The sequence below is a fragment of the Pilosibacter sp. NGB245 genome (assembly GCF_057397225.1).
Genome location: NZ_CM171584.1, coordinates 3245441 through 3270212, shown reverse-complemented (window position 1 = coordinate 3270212; position 24772 = coordinate 3245441). Strand labels below are relative to the sequence as shown.

26 protein-coding genes are annotated in these 24772 nt (G+C 47.8%); 21 read left to right on the top strand and 5 right to left on the bottom strand.

The window, feature by feature from the left end; translation table 11 throughout:
• Window positions 1-194 precede the first annotated feature (194 nt).
• The 4 genes from ACXMYH_RS14585 to ACXMYH_RS14570 all read left to right on the top strand — a co-directional run bounded on the left by ACXMYH_RS14585 (window position 195) and on the right by ACXMYH_RS14570 (window position 3107).
• Window positions 195-539 (top strand): UxaA family hydrolase, encoded by a 345-nt coding sequence (locus ACXMYH_RS14585; protein WP_346011286.1) that lies wholly within the window; start codon window positions 195-197, stop codon window positions 537-539.
• A 12-nt stretch (window positions 540-551) separates the two neighbouring features.
• The gene (locus ACXMYH_RS14580; protein ID WP_486555154.1) at window positions 552-1775 is read left to right on the top strand and encodes a UxaA family hydrolase; all 1224 of its coding nucleotides are present in this window, start codon (window positions 552-554) and stop codon (window positions 1773-1775) included.
• Window positions 1776-1792: 17 nt separating this feature from the next.
• Entirely contained in the window at window positions 1793-2593 is an 801-nt protein-coding gene (locus tag ACXMYH_RS14575; protein WP_329751985.1) for an SDR family NAD(P)-dependent oxidoreductase, read from the top strand.
• Between the two features lie 265 nt (window positions 2594-2858).
• Window positions 2859-3107 carry an alcohol dehydrogenase catalytic domain-containing protein gene (locus tag ACXMYH_RS14570; RefSeq protein WP_142410859.1) on the top strand — a complete coding sequence of 83 codons (249 nt, stop codon included), beginning with the start codon at window positions 2859-2861 and terminating at the stop codon, window positions 3105-3107.
• On the opposite strand, the gene ACXMYH_RS14565 is transcribed toward ACXMYH_RS14570, so the two are convergent.
• The gene (locus ACXMYH_RS14565) at window positions 3023-3529 is read right to left on the bottom strand and encodes a shikimate kinase (RefSeq protein ID WP_287524608.1); all 507 of its coding nucleotides are present in this window, start codon (window positions 3527-3529) and stop codon (window positions 3023-3025) included. The genes ACXMYH_RS14570 and ACXMYH_RS14565 overlap by 85 nt on opposite strands.
• 160 nt (window positions 3530-3689) lie before the next feature.
• On the bottom strand, window positions 3690-4595 hold the full coding sequence (locus ACXMYH_RS14560; RefSeq protein WP_118531563.1) for a LysR family transcriptional regulator: 906 nt from the start codon (window positions 4593-4595) through the stop codon (window positions 3690-3692).
• 275 nt (window positions 4596-4870) lie between these two features.
• On the opposite strand from ACXMYH_RS14560, the gene ACXMYH_RS14555 reads away from it, so the two are divergent.
• The 8 genes from ACXMYH_RS14555 (at window position 4871) to ACXMYH_RS14520 (ending at window position 11998) form a co-directional block, all read left to right on the top strand.
• On the top strand, window positions 4871-6229 hold the full coding sequence (locus ACXMYH_RS14555) for a sodium-dependent transporter (protein ID WP_486555153.1): 1359 nt from the start codon (window positions 4871-4873) through the stop codon (window positions 6227-6229).
• A 243-nt stretch (window positions 6230-6472) separates the two neighbouring features.
• Entirely contained in the window at window positions 6473-7609 is a 1137-nt protein-coding gene (locus tag ACXMYH_RS14550) for a Bug family tripartite tricarboxylate transporter substrate binding protein (protein ID WP_118297316.1), read from the top strand.
• Between the two features lie 3 nt (window positions 7610-7612).
• Complete coding sequence (locus ACXMYH_RS14545) at window positions 7613-8140, top strand: tripartite tricarboxylate transporter TctB family protein (protein WP_486555152.1); 528 nt, start codon at window positions 7613-7615, stop codon at window positions 8138-8140.
• Between the two features lie 16 nt (window positions 8141-8156).
• On the top strand, window positions 8157-9659 hold the full coding sequence (locus tag ACXMYH_RS14540; RefSeq protein WP_486555151.1) for a tripartite tricarboxylate transporter permease: 1503 nt from the start codon (window positions 8157-8159) through the stop codon (window positions 9657-9659).
• A gap of 240 nt (window positions 9660-9899) precedes the next feature.
• The gene (gene rpsF, locus ACXMYH_RS14535; RefSeq protein WP_015552973.1) at window positions 9900-10187 is read left to right on the top strand and encodes a 30S ribosomal protein S6; all 288 of its coding nucleotides are present in this window, start codon (window positions 9900-9902) and stop codon (window positions 10185-10187) included.
• A gap of 18 nt (window positions 10188-10205) precedes the next feature.
• Complete coding sequence (locus ACXMYH_RS14530) at window positions 10206-10700, top strand: single-stranded DNA-binding protein (protein ID WP_021905147.1); 495 nt, start codon at window positions 10206-10208, stop codon at window positions 10698-10700.
• A gap of 121 nt (window positions 10701-10821) precedes the next feature.
• Window positions 10822-11088, top strand: a complete 267-nt coding sequence (gene rpsR, locus ACXMYH_RS14525; RefSeq protein WP_015552975.1) for a 30S ribosomal protein S18 — start codon at window positions 10822-10824, stop codon at window positions 11086-11088.
• A gap of 466 nt (window positions 11089-11554) precedes the next feature.
• The gene (locus ACXMYH_RS14520) at window positions 11555-11998 is read left to right on the top strand and encodes a hypothetical protein (protein WP_486555150.1); all 444 of its coding nucleotides are present in this window, start codon (window positions 11555-11557) and stop codon (window positions 11996-11998) included.
• Between the two features lie 235 nt (window positions 11999-12233).
• Here ACXMYH_RS14520 and ACXMYH_RS14515 read toward each other — a convergent pair whose 3' ends face one another.
• The gene (locus ACXMYH_RS14515) at window positions 12234-13046 is read right to left on the bottom strand and encodes an MBL fold metallo-hydrolase (protein ID WP_486555149.1); all 813 of its coding nucleotides are present in this window, start codon (window positions 13044-13046) and stop codon (window positions 12234-12236) included.
• Window positions 13047-13467: 421 nt separating this feature from the next.
• Between ACXMYH_RS14515 and ACXMYH_RS14510 the strand changes: the two genes are divergently transcribed.
• From ACXMYH_RS14510 to ACXMYH_RS14495, 4 genes are all read left to right on the top strand, one after another.
• A complete protein-coding gene (locus tag ACXMYH_RS14510) occupies window positions 13468-15507 on the top strand; it encodes a DHH family phosphoesterase (RefSeq protein WP_486555148.1) in 2040 nt (679 codons plus the stop codon).
• A 1-nt stretch (window position 15508) separates the two neighbouring features.
• A complete protein-coding gene (gene rplI, locus ACXMYH_RS14505) occupies window positions 15509-15955 on the top strand; it encodes a 50S ribosomal protein L9 (protein ID WP_015552983.1) in 447 nt (148 codons plus the stop codon).
• A gap of 6 nt (window positions 15956-15961) precedes the next feature.
• Window positions 15962-17302, top strand: coding sequence for a replicative DNA helicase (dnaB, locus tag ACXMYH_RS14500; RefSeq protein ID WP_118297308.1), 1341 nt, complete (start codon window positions 15962-15964; stop codon window positions 17300-17302).
• Between the two features lie 256 nt (window positions 17303-17558).
• A complete protein-coding gene (locus ACXMYH_RS14495) occupies window positions 17559-18224 on the top strand; it encodes a helix-turn-helix domain-containing protein (RefSeq protein ID WP_329751346.1) in 666 nt (221 codons plus the stop codon).
• Between the two features lie 79 nt (window positions 18225-18303).
• On the opposite strand, the gene ACXMYH_RS14490 is transcribed toward ACXMYH_RS14495, so the two are convergent.
• Window positions 18304-18474 (bottom strand): DUF362 domain-containing protein, encoded by a 171-nt coding sequence (locus tag ACXMYH_RS14490; protein WP_021905155.1) that lies wholly within the window; start codon window positions 18472-18474, stop codon window positions 18304-18306.
• 283 nt (window positions 18475-18757) lie between these two features.
• On the opposite strand from ACXMYH_RS14490, the gene ACXMYH_RS14485 reads away from it, so the two are divergent.
• Window positions 18758-18964 (top strand): DUF1858 domain-containing protein, encoded by a 207-nt coding sequence (locus ACXMYH_RS14485; protein ID WP_015552988.1) that lies wholly within the window; start codon window positions 18758-18760, stop codon window positions 18962-18964.
• Window positions 18965-19172: 208 nt separating this feature from the next.
• On the opposite strand, the gene ACXMYH_RS14480 is transcribed toward ACXMYH_RS14485, so the two are convergent.
• Window positions 19173-19937: an adaptor protein MecA gene (locus ACXMYH_RS14480; protein ID WP_118533393.1), complete on the bottom strand. Its 765-nt coding sequence runs from the start codon at window positions 19935-19937 to the stop codon at window positions 19173-19175.
• 285 nt (window positions 19938-20222) lie between these two features.
• Here ACXMYH_RS14480 and ACXMYH_RS14475 point away from each other — a divergent pair, with 285 nt between their 5' ends.
• The 4 genes from ACXMYH_RS14475 to ACXMYH_RS14460 all read left to right on the top strand — a co-directional run bounded on the left by ACXMYH_RS14475 (window position 20223) and on the right by ACXMYH_RS14460 (window position 24755).
• The gene (locus ACXMYH_RS14475; RefSeq protein ID WP_486555147.1) at window positions 20223-21563 is read left to right on the top strand and encodes a serine/threonine protein kinase; all 1341 of its coding nucleotides are present in this window, start codon (window positions 20223-20225) and stop codon (window positions 21561-21563) included.
• Window positions 21512-22114: a hypothetical protein gene (locus ACXMYH_RS14470; RefSeq protein WP_142410610.1), complete on the top strand. Its 603-nt coding sequence runs from the start codon at window positions 21512-21514 to the stop codon at window positions 22112-22114. Before ACXMYH_RS14475 ends, ACXMYH_RS14470 begins: the two co-directional genes overlap by 52 nt.
• Before the next feature lie 349 nt (window positions 22115-22463).
• Window positions 22464-22775 (top strand): hypothetical protein, encoded by a 312-nt coding sequence (locus ACXMYH_RS14465; protein ID WP_346011282.1) that lies wholly within the window; start codon window positions 22464-22466, stop codon window positions 22773-22775.
• A gap of 330 nt (window positions 22776-23105) precedes the next feature.
• The gene (locus ACXMYH_RS14460) at window positions 23106-24755 is read left to right on the top strand and encodes a glycosyl hydrolase family 18 protein (protein ID WP_329751344.1); all 1650 of its coding nucleotides are present in this window, start codon (window positions 23106-23108) and stop codon (window positions 24753-24755) included.
• The last annotated feature ends 17 nt before the right edge of the window (window positions 24756-24772 follow it).

The window sequence follows — 24772 nt, the reverse complement described above, 5'->3', positions numbered from 1 at the left end:
AGAAATGAAAGCGACTGCTGATCGGAATATACGATCGTGGTCGCTTTTTGCTTGACTGCATTTGTTTTGTGCATATCGCCAAATATGTAGACAAAAAATATGTAAATATGTCAAATTGACAAATACAAAATGTGAGAGTATGATGAAATTATCTGATACATGTAACAGAAAGACGACCTGAAGGAGTTCTGACGATGAGCAAAATGGAAGATGAAATGACAGCGTTTCAGATTGATGAGCGGGATAATGTGGCAACGGCTCTGAAAGTGCTGGAACCGGGGACCGTAAGACTTCTTGGCGACAGCCGGGAAAAAAAGCTTTCAGTCAGAGAAGAGATCCCTGCGGGACATAAGGTGGCATTGACAGATATTGCGGCTGGAGAAAATATCGTAAAATATGGGGTTGTGATCGGTCGTGCAACGAAAGATATCCGTCAGGGGACGTGGGTTCATCTGCATGTCATGTGCAGCATTTATGACCAGCGGTCCAGCCACCTTGATGTGCATACAGGAGCGCCGAAAGATACACGCTATGAATAATGGAGAACGGACATGAATCACACAGAAATTTCCTGGATGGGCTATAAGAGAAAAGACGGCAGAAAAGGGATCAGAAATCGTGTACTTGTGATCTATACAGTAAAATGTGCAGAGCATGTTGCAAGGAAAATCGTGGATGAAGTCCATCATCCGGAAGTGGAACTTTTAGGATTTGATGGTTGCACGGATAATCAGTATGCTGTAAATATGCTGATCAGTCTGATCCGTCATCCAAATGTAGGTGCGGTGCTTACGGTTGGACTCGGATGCGAATATGTTCAGCCGGAATGGCTGGAAAAGATCGCACTTCAGGAAGAGAAAATTTCATCCTGGATCCGGATCCAGGATGAAGGAGGAACGGTTCCGTCGATCAAAAAAGGAGTCGCCTGGGTTCGTGAGGCGCTGAAAGAGCTGGAGAATACTCCGAGAGTTCAGATGGCGCTGCAGGATCTGGTAATCGGAGCAGAATGCGGCGGAAGTGATTATACGAGCGGACTTGCCGGAAATGTTGTAGTCGGCCGCCTTTTTGATCAACTTGTAAAAGCCGGAGGTACCGCGATCTTTGAGGAGATCGTTGAGGCAGTCGGCCTTGACTGGCTGCTGACATCCCGTGCGGCATCTGAGACCGCGAAAGAGGAGATCCAGTATACATACGACAAGGCACTGGAGTATTGTAAATCCGTGCGCCAGTATTCGGTGAGCCCCGGAAACTTTGCCGGCGGTCTTTCGACGATCGAAGAAAAGAGTATGGGAGCGGTGATCAAAAGCGGTTCCAGTCCGATCGAGGGAGTGATCAAAGTCTCGTGCCCGCCGAAAAGACATGGCCTTTGGCTTTTGGATTCGACACCGGATCCCTATTGGATGCAGTTCGGGATCACAAATCCGAATGACTCGGAAGGTCTGATGGATCTGATCAGCTGCGGCGCTCACATTGTCTTTTTAGTTACAGGAAGAGGAAATGTTGTCGGAAGCGCAGTAAGCCCATGCATCAAGATCACGGGAAACCGGGAGACATTCCGACGAATGAATGGGGATATGGACTTTGACGCCAGTCCTGTTCTGTACGGAGAATGTACACAGGATGAACAGGCGGACCGGCTGATGGATTATGTGGTACAGGTAGCAAAGGGAAATCTATCTAAAGGTGAAGAATTGGGACATCGGGAATACTTTGTGCCATATAAGTATCAGGAAAAAGAAGTTGCATTTCGAAAATGTGAAAAGACAGAAATATAGGGGATCTGGAGGAAATCATGGCAGCTTTTACAGAACAGCAGAAAACAGAATTTTCTATGCAGAAATGGTATGATCTTTCCGGAAAAACAGCAGTTGTGACGGGAGGAATCACCGGTCTGGGACTTGCGATCACAAGATGTCTGGTCAGTGCCGGCGCAAAAGTGATCGCATTGAGCCGGACAGATGAGAAGAAGGGAAATGAGATCCTGAAGGAATTTGGCGGAAAAGCAGTTTTCTACCAGTTTGATATCACAGATACGGATCATGCACAGGTAATCGCAGACAGAATTCAGAAAGAACAGGGACCGGTTGATATTCTGGTGAATAATGCCGGAAATCACTGCAAGAAATATATTTGGGATATGAGCGTGGAGGACTATAAAAATGTCCTGGATGTTCATCTTGTCGGTGCATTTGCATTGACAAAGGCCTTTATCCCGCAGATGAAGGAACGGGGCTGGGGAAGAATTATTTTCCAGGCCAGCATGACAAGCTATATTGGACAGCCGCAGGTATGTGGCTATTCTACTGCAAAAGCAGGATATCTTGGTCTGATCCATACCTTGACAGCGGAGGTGGCGGAATACGGGATCACAGTGAATGCGATCGCACCTGGCTGGATCGATACTCCGATGTTCCACAAAGCCGTGGACAATGATCCGCCGCGTCTCGCGAAGATCCTGGGGCGTATTCCAGCAAAAAGTGTTGGAGATCCGATGGATGTCGGTATGTGCGCAGCATTCCTTTGCAGTGATGCGGCGAGATATATTTCAGGTACATGTATTCCGGTTGACGGCGGGGCACTGATCGGATTCTAAGATGGAGGAAAAAGTACGATGAAGACAGTAAAAATGCTTGAACCCAGAAAGGTTGAGGTGCTTCAGAACGATGTTCCGGTACGTGAAAAAGGCATAGCATTACTTGAACGCAGATAAGCATTCCCCCGCTTCAAGTGCGCGGAGCACTAAGCGGTGGGTGAGTGGGATGCTTATGTCAGTGGGAGTTGAAAGCTCCCACTGACAGATCGCGAAGCGACTGCGTTCATGAGCAAGTAGCGAAGCGGATTGCGAATGTCCGCTTTACATTTTATATGGTGGAATATGTGGAAGTGATCTTGGTACTTACCGTGGAAATCTTCCGTATGTTTCCTATCCCAGAATTCCTGGACATGAATTTTCAGCCCGCGTTGTTGAGGCGGATGAAAATGAATATGGAATCAAATCGGGAATGATCGTAACAGCAAATCCTTATTTTAATAAATCGCAGATTTTTTCAGCCGCTTCGCCTGCCGTACCCGTGTTTTTAATATCAAACTTCGCATATTTGCGGTAAAGATCACGGCGAATGAGGTACATATCCTGAACTTCTTTTTTTGTATGATTCTTAAACAACGGCCGCTCCGGATGCTGTGCAAGATTGGCATAGCAGTCCTCAAATGGGCGGTCAATGTAGAAGATCATTCCGTTTTTGGCGAGAATCTCGCCATTCCGGTCAAAGGTCAGCATGCCGCCGCCGGTGGAGACGACGGATGGACCAAGTGTGCATACCCGGCGGGCGATCTCGTGTTCATAATCGCGGAAAAGTGTTTCGCCGCCTTTGGCAAAGATTTCCGGGATCGTCATCTGATAATGTTCGATCAGCATCTGGTCAGTATCGTAAAATGGAAGTCCAAGACGTTCGGAGAGCAGCTTTCCGATGGTGGTCTTTCCGCTGCTTGTAAAGCCGCATAAAATAATAGGACAGTTTTTTGTCATATCGAATCCTTTCATTATATAAGAACATATCACTTCAGCAGATCTCATAATTTCCAAACCGCTCATGTGAAAATGCAGATTGACCGTAAAATCAGTAAAAACACATATAAAATACCATAAAAACAGAGGAAACGCAACTTATGAGTCAGCACTGCAGCAGCTATTCCGCCTTCAGAAGTGGATGATGTCCCAGAAACTGCTGAAGAGCCAGATTCCCGGACGCTTTCTTCCAGGCGGCGATGATCTCGACGACTTCCTCCTCGCCGATCAACGGAATAAAGACAAGGTTATCGGCGTTCGTCAGTTTCTGAGTGACGTAAGCCGGGATGATCGAGATCCCCTCTTCGGCGGACACCATCATGAGGATACTCTCGACGTCGTTGGACCGGAAAAAGATATCCGGGTGGTAGCCGGCTCGCTCGTACATCTCGTAAAAACGCAGATCACTGACGGAATCGCCGGTGCTGGATGGGGTCATAAACAGGAGACGTTCCCCGTGAAGCTCCGTGCGGCGCAGAGATGACCGCCCGGCAAACGGATGGCTGCCGTAGACCGCAACCATGAGCGGACTCCGCTCGATCAGCCGGTATTCGATGGAATCATTCTTTACAAGCTCGGTACTGTCCCATGTAAAAATAATATCGTATTCATCCTTCAGGAGCCCTGCGGCGAGAAGATCTGTGTTCCGCCGGTAGCAGGAGACGAGGATATTCGGATATTTATTATGGAAGAAACGCAGCGAGCTGGAAAAATTGCTCCGCTCAAACCCTTTCGTGTATCCGATGCGGAGTGTACCGACCATACCGGTAGAAACCTCCTGGATCCTGTTTACCGCCTGGTCGATCCGGTCGAGGATGGATCTGGCATCGTTCAAAAAGGCGCTTCCTGCGGGAGTCAGTGTGATCGGACGGCTTGTCCTGTCGAAGAGCGGGACGCCGAGACTGTCCTCCAGGGCATGGATCTGCTGGGTGATCGCGGTCTGCGTAATATAAAACTGATCGGCTGCTTTCGTGAAGCTGCGGCACTCGGCGGCAGCCACGAAATATCGGAGCTGGTTTGTATTCATAACGGAAACTTCCTCTCAAAAAATTCTGTATCGCCTGAAGAATATACATAAATTCCACATGTTTGATGAAAATGATCGATGATTCCTGCATAACATAAGTTTTCCTTATGATACCATACAAAAAGCGCGGTTGCAAATCCTTTTATCGGGCAGTATCATAAGGTTACTGACGTCGGGGCTGCGGATTTTGCCGATCTGGGCTGCGAAGCATCATCGGCGTCAAGAACCCCTGACGGCATAAAAGCCGACAGGAGATGGAAAAGGGGAGTTATATCATGAAACGAGAAAATTTTGGTTCGCGCCTGGGATTTTTACTGGTGAGCGCGGGCTGCGCGATCGGAATCGGAAACGTATGGCGGTTCCCGTATGTGGCGGGACAGAACGGCGGCGGAGTATTCGTCCTGTTCTATCTGCTGTTTTTGCTCTGTATGGGCGTTCCGGTCCTTACAATGGAACTTGCGGTCGGTCGTGCGGGACGAAAGAGTGCTGTCGGTGCTTACAAGGCACTTGAAAAGCCGGGAAGCCGGTGGCATGTACACGGATGGTTCTGTATGATCGGCTGTTATCTTCTGATGATGTATTACACGACGGTTTCCGGTTGGATGCTCAGCTACTTTGTAAAGTTTGCGACAGGAACTTTCACCGGAATGGATGCAGACCAGGTGGCAGGAGTATTTGGGAAAATGCTCGGCAATCCCGGCGAGATGGGTCTCTGGATGGCAGTAACAGTCATTGCCGGATTCTTTATCTGCAGCAGGGGACTTCAGAACGGACTTGAAAAGATCACAAAATGGATGATGGCAGCTCTGCTCGTCCTGATCCTTGTGCTGGCCGGACACAGCCTGATCCTTCCGGGAGCGAAAGAGGGACTCAGCTTCTACCTTCTTCCGGATATTAAGCGTGCGGCGGACGTCGGACTCGGCTCCGTGATCATGGGCGCCATGAACCAGTCATTCTTTACATTGAGTCTTGGCATCGCGGCGATGGAGATCTTTGGAAGTTATATGTCCGAGGACCACACACTTGCGGGCGAAGCGGTCCGGATCTGCGGTCTCGACACGCTGGTAGCGCTTTCCGCCGGACTCATTATCTTCCCGGCCTGCTTTTCATTCGGGGTACAGCCGGATGCCGGTCCGCAGCTGATCTTCATCACTCTGCCGAATGTGTTTGCCAACATGGCAGGCGGACGGATATGGGGAATGCTGTTCTTCTTATTCATGTCGGCAGCGAGCTTTTCCACAGTCATTGCTGTGTTTGAGAACCTGCTCTCCAGCTGCATGGACAACTTTGGATGGAGCAGAAAGAAAGCTTCTATATTAAATTGTATTTTTGTATTGATCGCAAGCCTGCCTTGCGTACTCGGATATAATGTGTGGAGCAGTCTGCACATTATCGGTGCGAGAGATGTCCTGGACTCTGAGGATTTCCTGGTCAGCAACCTGCTCCTTCCGCTGGGATCTCTGGTCTATCTCCTGTTCTGCGTGAGCAAGTGGGGCTGGGGATACGATAAGTATCTTGCGGAAGCAAACCATGGAACGGGACTTAAGATGCCGGAAGCGAAGTGGGTAAAGATTTATTTCCGCTATATTCTCCCGATCCTGATCCTGGTGATCCTGATCCAGGGACTGGCGTAAGACTTAACAATTTAATGTGATATACGCATAAAAACTTTAAAGTGGAAAAGTTTTTATATTGATTCTGAAAAAACAGTGTGTTATAATGAGCGCAAAAGAAAAATAAGCAGCTGCTTGGCAGAGCTTCATTTTTCTTTTGCCATTAACAAACAAAAAGCCTGTAAATTCAGGCAGTGAGTGCGTCAGCACGGGGTTATGAGTTTGATGGCGTAAGCAAAAACTAAAAAAGAGGAGAGTACCACAATGAAAAAAATGATCGCACTGGGCATGGCAGCAGCTATGATGTGCATGTCCCTGACTGCATGCAGCGTCTCAACATCTTCCAAGACTGAGACAACCGCAGCAGCAGAAACAACAGCAGCAGACACAACCGCAGAGGCAGCGAAAGACGCAGAGAGCACCGCAGAGGCAGCCGGCGATCTCGTTGCAACTGCTGATTATCCGACAAAGCCGATCACAATGATCATCCCTTACGGCGCAGGCGGAACAACCGATACATGGGGCAGAAAGCTGGCAGTTCTGCTTGAGAAGTATTTAGGACAGCCGATCACGGTTACCAACCAGGGCGGTGCATCCGGATCCATCGGCAGCCAGTTCGTAAAAGAGCAGCCGTCCGACGGTTACACACTTCTTGTTTGTGCAGAGACAATGGGAACCTACAGAACCATGAACATCTGCGACCTTGGATATGATGACTTCACCGTTATCTCCCCGTTAGTCGGCGATCCGAAGGTTCTCGTAGTTGGCAAAGATTCCAAGTACAACACACTGGAAGAGCTTCTTGACGATATCAAGGCAAACCCGGGCAAGATCACAATGTCCCACTCCGGTCCTGGAGGAAGCGGACACAACCAGGGGCTCGTATTAAAGGAGCTCGGCTATGAAGTAGCAATGACAAGCTTTGATTCCGGTAATGACGCACTTCTCGGAGTTATCGGCGGACAGGTTGACTTTACAAACCCGAACATCTCCACACTCGGCGGCTATATCGAGAGCGGCGACGTAAAACCGTTAGCAGTATTCTCTGACAAGAGAATGGATGCTTACCCGGATATCCCGGCATTCACAGAGACAGTTCCGGAAGCTGAGAAGTACTTAAATATTCCGTACACACTTCTTTCCTTCGTTGTAAACAACGATACTCCGCAGGAGGTTGTCGACGTATTAAAGGCAGCATCCCAGAAAGTATTTGCTGATCCGGAGTGGACAGAGTTCGTAGAGCAGAATGCAGCTGATCCGGTATACAAAGAGTATACAGATGACGCTTCCATCCAGGCATTCTACGACAACTGGAAATCTGTTATCTGCTGGTTACAGTATGACAACGGTGTTGCTGAAAAGAGTCCGGAAGAGTTCGGCATCAAGAGAATTGGAGAATAATCAATGAAGAATAAAATTCATTCGCTGATCGTCGAAGGAATTGTATTTTGCGGGAGCGGCCTTGTGCTGCTCTCGTATTCTCTTTCATCCTACGCAAAGGGATTTAACAAGAGCTGGGAGCAGTCCCCGTATCTGTTTCCGCTCATCGTGGCGTTTGCCATGATCGGTCTGTCCTTATGGATCGTCGGAGAGGGAGTTACGGCAATGAAAAAAGAAGCCGCGGTTCCGAATGACAAGAAGGTGTCAAAAGAAGAAAAAACAGAAAAGCGGCGCTGGGTCGTGATCGCGCTGATCCTCTGTGTGCTCTACTATGCAGCACTTGCTTTTATAAAAGTTCCGTATGTGACCATCGGAATTTTATCTTTTGCGTACACATTTTCAACATTTGAAGTTGTGACCATCGTGTTCCTGATCGCCATGATGATCTTCATGGGCGTCAGAAAGATCCCGGTCCTCGTATTTGTACCGATCGGAACTACATTATTTTTAAGCCTTGCATTCCGCACATTCTTACATGTGCTTCTGCCATAGAAAGGAGAAAGGGAAAATGTTACAGATGTTATCCGTGGTCGATCCGCGGTTTATCCTCATGGTTCTCCTTGGTTCTGTGGCTGGTCTGTTCGTAGGCGCGATCCCGGGACTTTCCGTGTCCATGGCGACCGCGCTTCTCGTATCCATTACTTATACCTGGGAACATTCAGATGCCCTGGCGATGATCATGGGTGTCTATGTAGTCGGAGTCTTCTCCGGTGCGGTATCGGCGATCCTGATCAATATCCCCGGCGCACCTTCATCGGTCGTAACGACACTGGACGGCTATCCGATGTCGAAAAAGGGTCAGTCCTACAAGGCGCTCTTTACCGCAACGATCTACTCGTTTATCGGAAGCTTATTTGGTCTTCTGGCTCTGGGACTCTTAGCGGAACCGGTATCGAGAGTTGCGATTAAATTTACAAAGATGGACTATTTCCTTCTGGCCCTCTTCGGACTTGCGACAGTCGGTTCCGTCAGCACGAAGAACTACGCGAAGGGTCTTATCAGCGTTATGATCGGTCTTGTGATCAGCATGATCGGACTGGATCCGCTGATGGGAACAAAGCGCCTGACCTTCGGAATCCAGAACCTCGCGGGCGGTGTCAGCACAGTCCCGGCACTTGTCGGCTTCTTCGGTTTCGCAGAAGTGCTCTCTGTTGTATACAACATGAAGCAGGAGCAGAATGTCCTTGCGATGGAAAAGGCGAAGGTCAGCCTGAAAGAGATCTTAAAAAGCTGGAAGCTTTCCTTATATACATCCACGATCGGTCTTTTAGTCGGCGCTCTTCCGGGAGCAGGCGGACCGGTGGCATCCTTTATCGCATATAATGAGGCGAAGCGTCTCGTAAAGAAGCCGGAGGTTCCCTTCGGTGAGGGTGCGGTGGAAGGAATCGTGGCCAGTGAGTCCTCCAACAACGCATGTATCGGCGGTGCACTGATTCCGATGCTGACGTTAGCGGTTCCGGGCGACGCAGTTACCGCGATCATCCTTTCCGTATTCTATGTCCATGGCTTACAGCCGGGGCCGTTATTTATCACCCAGAACAAAGAATCCTTCTACTCGATCGTAGTAGCGGGGATCATCGCGTGCTTTGCGCTTTTACTGTTAGGACTGATTGTTGCCCCGAGGATCTGTAAGGTCATTACGATCCCGAAGAACATCATGATCCCGGTGGTAACGAGCCTCTGTGTGATCGGTTCCTTCGCGTGCAACAACCGTCTGTTTGATGTGGGACTCATGTTCTTCTTCGGACTGATGGGATTCATGATGCGCCGGTTCGATTATCCGGTTGCCCCGCTGATCCTTGCGATGGTACTCGGAAAGATGATGGATTCCAACTTCCGTCAGGCCGTGTCCCTGGCATCGTCCTCCGACAACCCGTTTATGGCGATGTTCGGACATCCGATCACGATCGTTCTTTCGATTTGTACATTATTCGTCCTTCTTGGAAATATTCCGTGGACGAAGCCGTATATCGATAAAGTAAAAGGGATCTTTACGAGAAAAACGGCGTAATTTCAGATAAAACTTCTGAAAAACAGGCCGGATCACCAAATTTCGACCGGCGCAGGATCTCTCACCGGTGTGAAAGATGGTAAGAAATGAAAAAAGTATAAAAAGAGCAGGAAATCAGGCAAAAAGTGCTTGCATTTCCTGCTCTTTTTTGCTAAGATTATTACCTGTGACATGTAAAAAATCCTTGCTCCTGATACTGAAAATCGGGGGCCGGAAGACCAGAAGGAGGTTTATGAAACTATGAACAAATACGAGTTAGCAGTTGTTCTTAGCGCAAAACTTGAAGATGACGAGAGAGCAGCCGCACTTGAGAAAGTGAAAGGCTATATCACACGTTTCGGCGGCAATATCGTTGATGTGGACGAATGGGGCAAGAAGAGACTTGCATACGAGATCCAGAAGAGCAAAGAGGGATTCTACTACTTCATCCACTTCGAGGGTGAGGCAAACTGCCCGAACGAGGTTGAGGCTCACATCCGTATTATGGAGCCGGTTGTTCGCTATCTTTGCGTAAGACAGGACGCTTAATAAAGAAAGAGTGAGAATATGAACAGAGTTATCCTTATGGGTAGATTAACCAGAGATCCGGAAGTACGCTATTCCCAGGGCGAGCGCTCCATGGCAATCGCAAGATATACGCTTGCAGTTGACAGAAGAGGCAGAAGAAGCCAGGACGGCGATCAGGGTCAGACGGCCGATTTTATCAACATCGTAGCTTTTGATCGTGCCGGTGAATTTGCGGAGAAATATTTCCGTCAGGGCATGCGTGTACTGGTTTCCGGAAGAATCCAGACCGGAAGCTATGTAAATAAGGATGGCCAGAAGGTCTATACAACAGATATTATTGTAGATGACCAGGAATTCGCTGACAGCAAGGGTCAGGGCGGCGATAACAGCGGCTTTGGCGGCGGCAACAGCTACGGCGGCGGAAACCGCGGCGGCTATCAGCAGGGGACAAGACCTGCTCCGTCCAGTGCCATCGGCGATGGATTTATGAATATTCCGGATGGAGTCGAGGACGAAGGACTTCCATTCAACTAAATACCAGTCTGAGACAATACAGTGCGTTACTCCTAATTCGCTGTGAGTAGACTGAGTTTGCACGTGGCCGGACAAGCGTTGGACGGTTACAGACAACGAAACTAACAGGAGGTAATTTAAAATGGCATTCAATAAAGGTGACAAGTCCGATTCTTCCAGAGTAAGAAGAGGCGGCATGCATAGAAGAAAAAAAGTTTGCGTATTCTGCGGCGATAAGAACGGCGAGATCGATTACAAGGACGTAAACAAGTTAAAGAGATACGTATCCGAGAGAGGAAAAATCCTCCCGAGAAGAATCACTGGCAACTGCGCAAAGCACCAGAGAGCTTTAACAGTAGCTATCAAGAGAGCACGTCATATCGCTCTTATGCCGTACACATGTGAATAATTCCTTAGAATAAGGATTTTCACTGATAAAGTAAGGTTTTATCTAATTAATTTGAAGCATCATTCGAGGATTCCATATGAGAGATCATGTGGGATCCTTTTTTGCGCAGCAGGGAATTTTCTGTTACACAAAAAGGCGCTAAATGCTAATGATGCACGTTCGCGTGAAGATCAGGTTCACCAGATGGAGCTATGATTGATATTGACATTAAATCGAAACAAGAAAAAGAAATTTGTTTTTTCTGAAAGCAGGGAAAATATAAGGAACTGCATGAAACTTGCTTTTAAGGATAATTAAGGATATTTATGTCTGAAAATTGACTTTTTTGCTGACGCCATTTATACTACGTAGAGGAAAAGTCAAAAAAAGAAACAGCAATGTGGAAGGGCAGTACACTATTCGAGAAGTCATTGAAAGGTCCAGGACATTATTCTGGACCCTTTTTTTAGCCTTCTGAGGAAGTCTTATGGAGAAACAGTACACGGCTATGCTGTTCCCACATTGGTTTGCGGTTCGTGAAAAGGTATCGAAAGGGGTGACTATAAACTCTCTTGACTTAAGCCACAATTTGAAGCTGAAGAACTTATCAATTACTTCAACACCGAATTTAAAGCATCTTGATGTGAGTATGCTTACTGAATTGAACGCGGGTGGGATGTCGATTAATCTTTTTGAGTATTTAACAACATTTGTAGGTAATGGACTCGTATTTCCAAGCGGTATTTGGTATGAGGATCCGGAGAAAAGAATAGAAGTTAGTGAATGTAAAAAAGGTCAGACGATATATAGTTACCATTATAAAGCTGAGACCGATGGTGCAAAAAAAGTGATGCGCAGAGCACCGGTGAATCCGGAAACCGCATCCAATGCGCTAAGAAAAACGGATGCTGTTTCAGAAACCGAGGAGTAATGTTTGTCGTAGGATGGCTAAAAATGTGGATAGAATCTTTCCTCGCAGTGTAAATAGGTGAGAGATCAAACCACACGAAAGTTTGGCTGAAAAAGTCTGGCTTATAACAAAATAAGCAAAAACGGCACTGGTTAGAACGGTGCCGTTTTTGCTTGCAAATTCTTCAGTTAGATTTTCTTGTTCAATTCGCGATCACAAGGTTAGCGCTTGCATTGCGTTTGCAGACCGGGACATATTAAAACTCCATCACAAGCCCCGCATGCAGCTTGTGAACGGATTCTCCTAACGTCTCTTTCAGGAGATCAAAGGCATGATCTCCGGTACAGTGGCCGGTGTAGATTTCAGAAATACCGGTGGAGCGGATCCCTTCGGCGAGGGCAAGGATCTCTGCGTCGGTCTTATTGTAGAGGTGGAAGCCGCCGATCAGGGCTTTTACTTTTTTATCCGGGAAAGTCGCGGTGACCTCACGGATAATGGTATCGGCGCCGCCGTGGGAACAGCTGTTGAAGATCACAAGGCCGTCCGGTGTGTCGAAGACGAGACTTTGCTCATGGGAGAAGGAATCCGGCTTCCAACGCCGTTTTTCCTTCAGGTACATGTGCTCCCGGATACCTTTTTTCTCCAGTCCCGGAGTTTTATGCGGGATCAGATAAACCCCGTCACATGGGGAAAAGTCCCCGGAGACGAGTTTGATCCGGTCCGGATACTTTTTTAACATGCCCTTTGGAATACCGATGTATTTCTTATAGTTCCAGACACCTTTGCAGCAGTTTTCTCCGGTGGTTTCCCTAAAAAAGAACGGTGCGGACGAATTTACCCTAAAAAATTCCGGAATTCCGTCTGCATGGTCATAGTGCGCGTGGGAGAGAACTCCGAAATCCACGTCTTTCATGTTCAGTCCAAGCACATCAGCATTCTTCAGAAAAAGTCCGGATGCCCCGGCATCGAGAAGGATATGTTTCCCATGATATTCAATAAAAATTGATAATCCCCATTCACAGCCGAGATTTTCGGCGGGGATGTTGTCTGAGAGTACGGTTGCTTTCATAAACATATGTCCTTTCATACACAAAATTTTTGAATTGGTGACTTGTGCTCATACGATCTATCTGTATTTAAGCCATTATATCATACTTTTTAATTTCTCAGTAAACAAAAGCGAAAAGACACAGGATATTTTGTATACAGTATAAATATGATAAACACTCAGCAGCCAGCCATGTCCGCCCCAAGCGGATCATGGACAAATGCCTGTATCTATGGTATACTATCCCCAAAGTCGGTTCTGATACATGGAGAGATTCTGCCCGAATTTCTCCATGCATAAAAAGGCACTAACGTGCCAAATGCACACTCGCGCAAGAGGAGTCTATCGCAAGCGACTGCGCTCGGCGCGGGAATGTGCCAAGGCACATTCTTTTTATGGTCTTGCTATGCCCATTTTACCGGGCGGCGGATAGGAGATAAGAATGAAAGATGATAAAAAGGTCAGCCATATTCTGCAGCTTTACCTTCAGTGGCCGGTATTTTTAACGGCACTGGTAATCCTTGCGGGAGCTGCGGTCAACCTGATCTCACGCAAGGCGGGATTCGTGATGCTTGCATTTACGGTGATCTACGCGGCGTGTGCCGGAACCCTGTATATGTACGGAAAGAAGCGGGCTCTCGGCAGTCTGGTGTCCTTTGCGTCAGCATACAGCTGGAGCCAGAAACAGCTTCTGGCGTCTCTGGAGCTGCCCTACGCGATCGCGGACACGGATGGTAAGATCCTTTGGATGAACCGCGCCTTTGAGGCGGTGACCAAAGAAGAGAAGAGCGCAGGGAAAAGCCTGACAATGCTCTTCAAGGAGATCACAGTGGAATCCCTCGAGAAGATGGAAAATACGATGGAAGTCCATGTGATCTATGGGGAATCGAAATACCGCGTGAGTATGAAACGCGTGACGATCCGCCCGGATGAGCTTGCCTCCGGAATCCCGGAGAAGCAGACGGAGCAGCAGATCCTTGCGGTATATCTCTATGATGAGACAGAGCTCTATAACTACAAGCAGGCGATCACAGACCAGAAGATGGTCGCGGGCCTGATCTATCTGGACAACTATGATGAGGCGTTGGAGAGCGTCGAGGAAGTCCGCAGATCGCTCTTAACGGCCCTGATCGACCGAAAGATTAACAAGTACATTTCGGCGGTCAACGGTATCGTAAAGAAACTGGAGAAGGACAAATATTTCTTTGCGATCAAGCAGTGCTATATGCCGCGTCTGGAAAAAGAGCGGTTTGGACTTCTGGAAGAAGTAAAAACAGTCAATATCGGAAACGAGATGGCGGTGACACTAAGTATCGGTATCGGAATGAATGGCGATACCTACATCCAGAACTATGAGTATGCCCGTACAGCGATTGATATGGCCCTCGGCCGTGGCGGTGATCAGGCGGTAGTAAAATGCGGCCAGAAGATCCAGTATTACGGCGGAAAGGCCCAGCAGTTAGAGAAGACGACCCGTGTCAAGGCGCGCGTCAAAGCCCATGCGCTCAGGGAACTTCTTGAGACGAAGGACTGCCTGCTGATCATGGGACATAAGATCGGCGATATCGACTGTTTCGGTGCGGCGATCGGTATGTACCGGATCGCATCGGCGCTGAATAAAAAAGCCCACATCGTGATCAATGAGGTGACATCTTCGGTGCGCCCGATGATGGAACGCTTTGAGACGGGTGACTATCCGAAAGATCTGTTCCTGACCGGAAGTGAAGCCGCAGATATCGTGGATAACAACACAGCGCTTGTCGTTGTGGACGTCAACCGCCCGAGTATCACGGAAGAGCCGGATCTCTTAAAACTTGTGAAAACGATCGTCGTCATCGACCATCACCGTCAGTCCAGCGAGATCATCACGAACGCGACGCTGTCCTATGTGGAGCCGTATGCATCGTCTGCCTGTGAGCTGGTTGCGGAGATCTTACAGTACGTCGCGGACAGCATCCGGATCAAATCCCCGGAGGCGGATGCCATGTATGCCGGGATCGTGATCGATACGAACAACTTTACAAATCAGGCGGGTGTCCGCACCTTTGAGGCGGCGGCGTTCCTTAGAAGAAACGGAGCGGACGTGACGAGAGTCCGGAAGCTGTTCCGTGACAGTATGGAGGACTACAAGGCGAGAGCCGAGGCAGTCCGTCAGGCAGAGGTCTATAAGAAATACTTTGCCATCAGCGTGTGCCCGGCAGAGGGCGTAGAAAGCCCGACAGTAGTAGGCGCACAGGCTGCAAACGAGCTTCTTGACATTGTGGGAATGAAGGCATCTGTCGTTCTTACCCCATATGAAGGCAAGATCTATATCAGCGCGAGATCGATTGACGAAGTCAATGTCCAGGTCATGATGGAAAAGCTGGGCGGAGGCGGACACAGAACGATTGCAGGCGCACAGCTCCCGGGCGTTACCGTTGAGGAGGCCAAGGAGAAGGTGAAAGGCGTCATTGATATGATGCTGGAGAAAGGAGAAATTTAAGATGGAAGTTGTATTATTAGAGGATGTGAAGGCACTTGGCAAAAAAGGCCAGGTTGTAAAGGTAAATGACGGATATGCGAGAAACTTTATCCTTCCGAAAAAACTTGGTGTTGAGGCTACATCCAAGAATTTAAATGACTTAAAGCTCCAGAAAGCAAACGCGGAAAAGGTTGCGGCAGAGCAGCTTGCGGAGGCTAAGAAGCTTGCGGAGGAGATCGACAAGATGTCCGTTACCGTATCGATCAAAGCCGGTGAAGGCGGACGTGCGTTTGGCTCTGTTTCCACGAAAGAAATCGCTAAAGCGGCGAAAGATCAGTTAAAGCTCGATATCGACAAGAAGAAGATGGTACTTCCGGAGCCGATCAAGAGCATCGGAAGCTTTGAGGTCCCGATCAAACTTCACAAAGAAGTAACAGCGAGACTCAGCGTGAAAGTCGTTGAAGCGTAAAAAAAGATGGAAGAAGCGTTAGTAAAGAGAGTCCTGCCGCACAGTATTGAGGCGGAACAGTCGGTGATCGGTTCAATGTTAATGGACCGGGATGCGATCATCGCGGCGTCGGAGATCGTGGTTGCGGATGATTTTTATCAGAAACAGTACGGGATCATGTTCGATACCATGGTGGAGCTGTTCAATGAAGGAAAACCGGTAGACCTGGTCACACTTCAGGACAGACTGAAGGAGAAGGATGTTCCGCCGGAGGTATGCAGTCTGGACTTTGTCCGCGATATTCTTGCGACTGTTCCGACCTCGGTAAATGTCCGGTCCTATGCGACGATCGTTCATGAAAAAGCAGTTCTCCGCCGTCTGATCAGGATCAACGAGGAGATTGCGAACAACTGCTATGCAGGAAAGGACAGCCTGGAGACGATCCTGGCCGACACGGAAAAACAGATCTTTAATCTTCTGGAGAGCCGTGCGTCCGGAGATTTTGTGCCGATCCGCCAGGTTGCGTTAAATGTTCTCGACAAGATCGAGCAGGCAACCCGGTCAAAATCCACGGTAACGGGTCTTCCGACCGGATTTATCGATCTGGATTACCGGATGTCCGGACTTCAGCCGTCGGATCTGATCCTGATTGCGGCCCGACCGTCTATGGGTAAGACTGCATTCGTGTTAAACATTACGGATTATATCGCGGTCCGCAGACAGAAGACCTGCCTGATCTTCAGCCTGGAGATGTCGAAGGAACAGCTGGTAAACCGTATGCTTTCCATGGAGTCCAATGTGGATTCCCAGAAACTCCGTACCGGTACTCTGACGGATGCTGACTGGGATGCTGTCGTGGAAGGAATCGGGACGATCGGAAGTTCCAAACTTGTCATTGATGATACACCTGGTATCTCCATCATGGAGCTGCGTTCCAAATGCCGGAAGGTCAAACTGGAACATGGTCTCGATCTTGTCATGATCGACTATCTGCAGTTAATGTCGGGAAGCGGAAAGAACGGCGACAACCGCCAACAGGAGATTTCCGAGATTTCCAGATCCCTGAAGGCGATCGCCAGGGAGCTGAGTGTTCCGGTCATCGCCCTGTCCCAGCTGTCGCGTGCCTGTGAGACGAGAACAGACCATCGTCCGATGCTTTCGGACCTTCGAGAGTCCGGAGCTATTGAGCAGGATGCCGATGTAGTCATGTTCCTGTACCGTGATGATTACTATAATAAAGATACGGATAATCCGAATACGGCGGAAGTCATTATCGCTAAACAGCGTAACGGCCCGATCGGAACGGTATATCTTGGATGGAAACCGGAGCTGACCCGGTTTGTGAATATTGCAAAAGAGCAGCAGTAACAGATTGCTGTTTGAGCGCCCGTTTTCAACTGATCTTCAGATGAAAACGGGCGCTTTTGTCATATTGGGACATGCCTTCACATATATTATTAACGATCTGGTAACTGGTTTGCGTGCAGAGGGCGGTCTGAAATATGCTGCAGAATCAGAAGGAACAGAGTTGAGAAATCGTTACAGTTTGCGGACAGAAATCTGATCAGCAGAAAATTCTGTATGATGCTGTAATGGGAAATCATGTGAAAGGAAGAGAACAGCCATGTCAGAAACACATTATCTGATCTCTGATGCCTCGAAAAAGGTTGACGTGGAATCTCATGTACTTCGCTACTGGGAGGAAGAACTGGAGATGAATATCCCGCGCAACGAGATGGGACATCGGTATTATACGGATTTTCATATTCGTCTTTTTAAGCAGATCAAGGAATTGAAGGAAAAAGGGTATCAGCTCAAGGCGATCAAGGCGGCACTTGCGAAAACCCTGGATGCGGAGGGAGAATCGGTGGCACCTACAGATATTTTAGAGGAGGATGTTGTGTCGGCATTGAGAGAATGCGCGGAACAGGAGAAGAAGGATCTGGAGAAGATGGATCCCGGGGAGATCACGGAGCTCATGAACCGGGAGAAGGCGGAACAGTTTAAGGATTTCCTCACCCAGATGATCGGACAGGCCATCGAAGAGAACAATGAAAAGCTGAGTCAGGATATCAGCAGGATGGTGAATGATAAGGTGCTGAAGGAGATCGATTATCTGATGAGGGTAGCGGATGAGCGGGACGAAGAGCGGTTTCGCCAGCTGGACGAGACGATAAGACTCTACCAGAAGGAGAGCAGGGGGCGGGCGGAAGCTGCGGCGGCAAAGGCGCCGTTTCTGCCATCACTCTTCAGAAAGAAAAAGTTTGGACGCAATGCAAATAAATTGTGATGAGGAAGATCTGCATAGATCAAAAAAGCCGCTGCTCCTTTGGGAACAACGGCTTTTATGTATTGGTTTGCGTTTGTGATCAACCCTCGTTGATTGCGCCTGTCGGACAGACACCAGCACAAGTACCGCAGCTGATGCAAGTATCAGCGTCGATTACGTACTGTCCATCTCCCTGAGAAATAGCGTTTACCGGACATTCACCAGCACAAGTACCGCAGCTAACGCAGCTATCGCTAATTACATATGCCATGACAAAATACCTCCTTTGTTTATTTCTTTCATTCTATAATAAACGGTCAAATTATTCAAGGGGTAAATCATGAAAAAAATGTACCTAATGAGGAACAAAAAACCAGTAAATATGCGGTTAGACAGAGATAACTGCGGTTAGTTTTGCAAAACCTCCTTGCCAAGAAACGAAAAAAGTATTATACTCTCGATATGCTGGCATATATGGCGGTACGCTTGTTATGCTGGAAACAATCGTAGAAAATTGCCCTCGGCAGATTTCGAAGGTGAAAGGAGGATTTATCATGCAGATTTCAAAAGAAATGCTCATCGGTGAGCTTCTTCAGGTTGATGAAAATATGGCTCAGATCTTAATGGGCGCTGGAATGCACTGCATCGGATGCCCGTCTTCTCAGATGGAGTCTCTGGAAGAGGCTTGCATGGTTCACGGAATTCCGGTAGAGAAACTTGTAAGTGTGATCAACGAATATCTGGCTCAGAAGCAGCAGTAATGTGTAACTGATCGAAAACGATCGGTCTGCTGACTTTGGAAAATATCAGAGAAATGAAAAAAGACTGTGACACCGGGGAGATCTTCCCGGATCACAGCCTTTTTTTGATCAACAGGAAATTCCGATGGAACTTCCTGTTAATCAAAAAGGCACTGAGTGCCTAAGATGCGCACTCGCGCGGAGATATACATAAAATATTTCACAAAGATCATAAGTTCTGAAGTACCTTCAGGGCATCTTTTTTTACGATCACATCGTAATGCTCCGCATAGTAGGCGCCGGATGCTGCCGCATCGCCTTTTAATCTTGTTCCGTATTCGGAGAGGGTATTGCAGACCCGGCTGAAGGACAGCTCATCGTCATCTTCCTTCCTGAGGATCAGATAAAAAACGCCATTTTCCGGATTCTTGTAGAGAACACTGCTTCCGTTAAAAACAGCACCGGTCTGTCTTGCTGCCTCGCAGACTAGGTCAAGGGAAGAGAACTGGTAGATCCTCGTAAACTGTGCCGGATTTGCCGGTTCCGGGTTTTTCTGCGGATCAGTTGCAGATGCAGAGGATGGTGCCGGAGTGTTCGCGTCTTTCGGTTTCAGGATCCCGCTCTGGGTCAGGATATTGATCAGACCGTCAGCGCCTTCCAGTACCTCCGCAGTGAGATTTCCCCATCCATTCTCATCCTCATCGTCTGCCGGTGAGAACTTGGAAAAACGGGTGTCGAGTTCTTCGGGATCTTCCATTTTCGTGATGATCAGCATAACACTTTCGTTCGCCATAGGGATCGCTTCGACCATAAGTGGGATATCTTCCGCTTCAAAGCCGACCTCGTTTGCTGCGCGCTGGATCATTTCGCGGAAAAGGCTGCGCGCCTTTTCGCTTCCATAAGCCAGTTCGCCGAGGTTCATATTGCGGACGCTCAGATCAAAGTTGCTGAGTGTGCAGCGGATCTGGTTTTCATTGATACGTTCTATTTTCATAGGATCACTTCCTGCCTTATTACTAATCAAAGATCATTGCGGTCGATCGGTCTCTGGTAAAAGGGCAAAAGACCGCATTTTTACATCTATAATATACTATATCCTATTCGGCTTTTGCAATCATATGAGGAGAATTTATTAAAATTTAATCAGTTTTGACATCTACAAGATGATTTAAAATGGGAGTATCTATATTAGAATAGTCACAAGAGGTTGTATTGCCGAAAGGAGGTGTGAAGATTTATCGAACGCGTTCTGTTTGGCAAATATCGGTTGTGCGGAGAATTGGGAAATGGACGGTCCGGTACCGTGTATCTGGCGTACCACGTAGAGCTGGAAGAGTATCGGGCAGTAAAAGTCGTTCCCAAGTCCATAGCGGATTATGATACTTTTAGAAAAGAAGCACTTTTTCTGAAAACATTGAGACATCCGGGAATCCCAATCGTCTATGATGTGGAAGAAGATACCGGATACAGTTATCTGATCGAAGAATATCTGGAAGGCGAATCTTTATATGCTCTGGTGAAACGCCTGGGCAGCTTGTCGGTTAAGACGGCAGTGAATCTTGGAATACAGATCTGCCGTATCATTCAGTTCATGAATTCAGCAGAAAACCCTATTTTATATTTAGACTTGCAGCCAAAAAATCTGCTGGTATGCAACGGAATCCTTCGGCTAACGGATTTTGATCACGCACAATACGCGTCAGATGCCGCCGCATTTGGAGAACGGTATGGGACAATTGGTTTTGCTGCACCGGAACAGTATAAAGGAGAACCTTTAGACTGCAGAACGGATGTATACGCGATCGGTGCGCTGCTTTACTTTATGAGTCATGGAGACGTTCCAGGGAGTACTTTGGAAGTTATAAACGAACCGGAATACAGAAAACTTGACCGGATCATCCGCGGGTGCATGAAAGCGGAGAAAGAGGAGCGGTACCAGAGCGCGGAAGAACTGCAGAGGACGCTGCAGGAACTGCAAAACCAGATAAAAGAGCAGGCAATAGAATCTCGAATCGTTGTTTTTACCGGAGCTGGGGCGGGGATCGGAACGACCCATGCAGCTCTCGGAATGTCTTACTTTCTGACCCGAAACGGGTGTCCGGCTTTATATCAGGAAGAATACGATACGGATACGGTCCGCACCCTTGCGAAAAATATGGGGGTCAAGGCGGACCGGAACGGCGTATATCAAATCGGATGCGGAAACATCCGGCCTTATTATGGCGAAGCTGTGAAGCTGCCATATCTTTATTTTCCAGTAATCATAAAGGACGCGGGAGTGATCCAGTCAGGACGGGAACTTCCGGGAGCAGATTTTTATGTTCTTGTATGCGGGGGAAAATGGTGGGAGATCGACAGGGCTGTAAATGCGGCAAAAATGCTGAAAAGCCGTGGAAAGGTGATCCTGCTCTTCAACCATATGGAGAAAAAAGCACGTCTGAAACTTCCAAAAGTTTTATCTGATATTCATTATTTCTTTCTTCCGTTCTTTTCGAATCCATTTAAAGAAGATAAAGCTGCCAACACCTGTTACCGGGAATTGTGGAATGATGGTACAGGGGGGACCAGATGGAAAAGAAAAAAATTATTGGCGGGATACAGGAGAAACGATGCAGGATGATTGGGATCGCGGGCAGCAATGTCGGAGTGGGATGCACACATTTTTCAATCATGCTGGCAAACTATCTCACGGGTTATCTCAGGAGAAAAGCAATATTGCTGGAATTTAATGAGTCAGGAGACTTTGAAAGACTCGAGCAGGTCTGTACGGGACAGACGGGACGGAAAAATCCATACAGGATCCTGGATGCGGATTATTATAAACATGCAGGGCCGGAGAATATAAAGGAGGTGCTGTTGGAAGGATATGACGATATCCTGATCGATTTTGGATCGGTCAAAGACGGTGAACATGAATCATACTGGAGATGTGATAAGAAATTTCTGGTGGGTTCCTTTACAGAGTGGCAGCAGGAAAGTTTCCGGGAATTCGAGATGGAGAAAAGAGCGAAGCAGAAAAAGAGCTGGCAGAGTCTCGCGGTATTTGGGAGCGAGGAGACCAGAAGAGAATTCTCAAGAAGATATCGGATCAATGCAGAACGGATTCCGTTTTCAGCGGATGCTTTCTCGGTCACGGAGGAATGCGGAGAATTTTTTAAACGGATCCTGTGATAAGAAGATGGAAATAAACAGGCTTGCTGAATGCTTACAAAGCAACATGATAAATGAGATCTGATCAGTCAATGACGCAGCATTGGGGAGAAACATGTCACAGAAAATACCTTCTTCTGCCGGGCGCAGATCTGACCTGAATTCAGATGCATTTAACGTAATTATTTAGTAGGTCTGCGCATCTACTGCGCTGACCGTAAGAAAACATTGGCTTGAAAGCAAAAATGGCAGAAATTTACTGACAGTGGATTGAACAGACGAAGAGCGACAACAGGGGGAAGATCGATGCGGGATGACGGAAAGACCATGCGCAGGATCAATGCGCGATATGAAAAAGGGAAAGGTATATATGAGTATGGAAACAGTAAATGGAACGTATGGATCAGAAGAGCAGAAGACCGAGGAGATGACTCGCTACCTGAACGGACTTAAGAGGTACACGGAAAAAGGGATCCCGATCTACATGGATGGAAAGCTTTCCGGTCAGAGAGAGTGGGAAAAGCTGTTTGAAGTGCGTGAGGACGGAATGTTCTACATGGGGGATTATGTGCAGGCAGAAGGAGGTGGATTAAAGGAGATCCGGTTTGATAAAGTATATCTGAGCGAAGCAGATATTTCAGAGACGAGAAATTCCGGACGGAGAAGAAGAACGAGAAGATAGAAAAAGTGTTGCCGCTCGCAGATGGAAAAACTGCCGGTTCCGGGTGAGGATCCTGGACAGACGCGAATAACGGAATACAGATTCAAAAAACAGGGGATCGTTCTGCCGGATGGTCCGTAAGATTGCTGACGGTAATTCGTTACAAAAAGTTAACAGACAGACATTTCGCGTTGTGGTATACTAAAACTATCCTTAAGATCCGGCAAAGTATACGTCCGTGTGTATTTTGCCGGATCATCCGTAATAAAATAACGATTCAGCATGTATACGTAGAGAGGCAGAAACAGATGCGGATCTTTGAAGAATAGCATGCGGAAAGAGTGATGACAAATGAAAAAAATAGTTCCTGTATTGACCGCTGTCAGTCTGATCATCCTGATCGCAGCCGGCTTTGTCGGATTCCGGGTACTGGAGCGGTATATGCCGACGAAAGAGCGGGCAGATCTTGCGGAAGTTTATCATGTATCCGGGGATGAGACGGCGATCATTTATAATTATGAACAGCAGGAGCAGACAGGAATCTATGAAAACGGTCAGACTTACCTGCCTATCTCGTGGGTAAATGACCATATCAATGAGCGTTTTTACTGGGACAGTATAGAAGATCTTCTTGTATATGCATTGCCGGATCAGATTGTCTATGCCGATGCGGAGACAAAGGGCTCCAATGGTGCGCCGCTGCTTCTTGTGAAGGATGAAGAAGTCTACCTGACTCTCGGTCTGATCGCGAACTACACGGATGTGCAGATCCAGGCTTTTGATTCCGGTGATGGAAAACGAGTCCTGATCGATGACTGGGGGGCGAGAAATGTAGCCCGCGTGAAGAAAAATACCAGTCTGAGGATAAAAGGCGGGGTCAAGAGCAAGATCGTAACGGATCTTGGCAGGGATGATACGGTGACGGTCATCGATACGATGGAAAAATGGTCGCGGGTCGCATCCCCGGACGGAAATGTCGGGTATGTAGAGAATAAGAGACTGTCTGATGTGGAAAGTCAGAAATTTTCCGGGAATTTTGAAGCACCTGTATACAAGAGTACCAGTATGAGTGGGAAGATCGTTCTCGGATGGCATCAGGTGACGACCCAGGATGGAAATAATAGCTTTGACAGCGTTGTGACAAAGACAAAAGGAATGAACGTGATCTCCCCGACATGGTTTTCCCTGACGGATAATAATGGAAATTACAAGTCGCTTGCGAGCAAAGATTATGTGGCGAAAGCCCATGCAAAAGGACTTCAGGTGTGGGCACTGATTGATAATTTCAGCGCAGATGTTCAGACAGAGACGCTGCTGGCGTCGACTTCCACACGGCGAAAACTGATCGACAGCCTGATCGCGGATGTAGAAAAATATGATCTGGACGGTCTGAATCTTGACTTCGAAAGCCTGAAAAAAGAAGCAGGTGTCCATTATATTGAATTTATCCGTGAATTGTCGATCCCGTGCAGACAGAAAGGGATCATCCTGTCGGTGGATAACTATGTTCCGGCCGGATATAACAGTTTTTATGATCTGAAAGAACAGGGGATCGTGGCAGATTATGTGATCATGATGGGATATGATGAGCACTTTGCAGGAGGTGAGGCGGGTTCTGTATCTTCTATCAATTATGTGAAGAACGGGATTGCCGGAATGCTGGAGAATGTTCCGAGAGAAAAACTGATAGGCGGAGTTCCGTTTTATACGAGACTTTGGACGGAAGCCGGAGATGGAACGATCACGTCCAAAGCGATGGGGATCGCAGAGGAAAAAAGATGGGTGGATAATAATCAGGTGGAGCTCACCTGGCAGGCAGATACTGCCCAGTATTATGGCGAGGTGCAGACAAGTGATGGAGCTCAGTTCCTCTGGATGGAAGAGGAGCGGTCTCTGAAAGAGAAGATGAACGTGATCCGACAGAATGATCTGGCAGGAGTCGCATGCTGGAAACTTGGCTTTGAAGATTCCGCTGCATGGGATTCAATCCAGTGGAACTGAGAAACTTTCGGAGGATC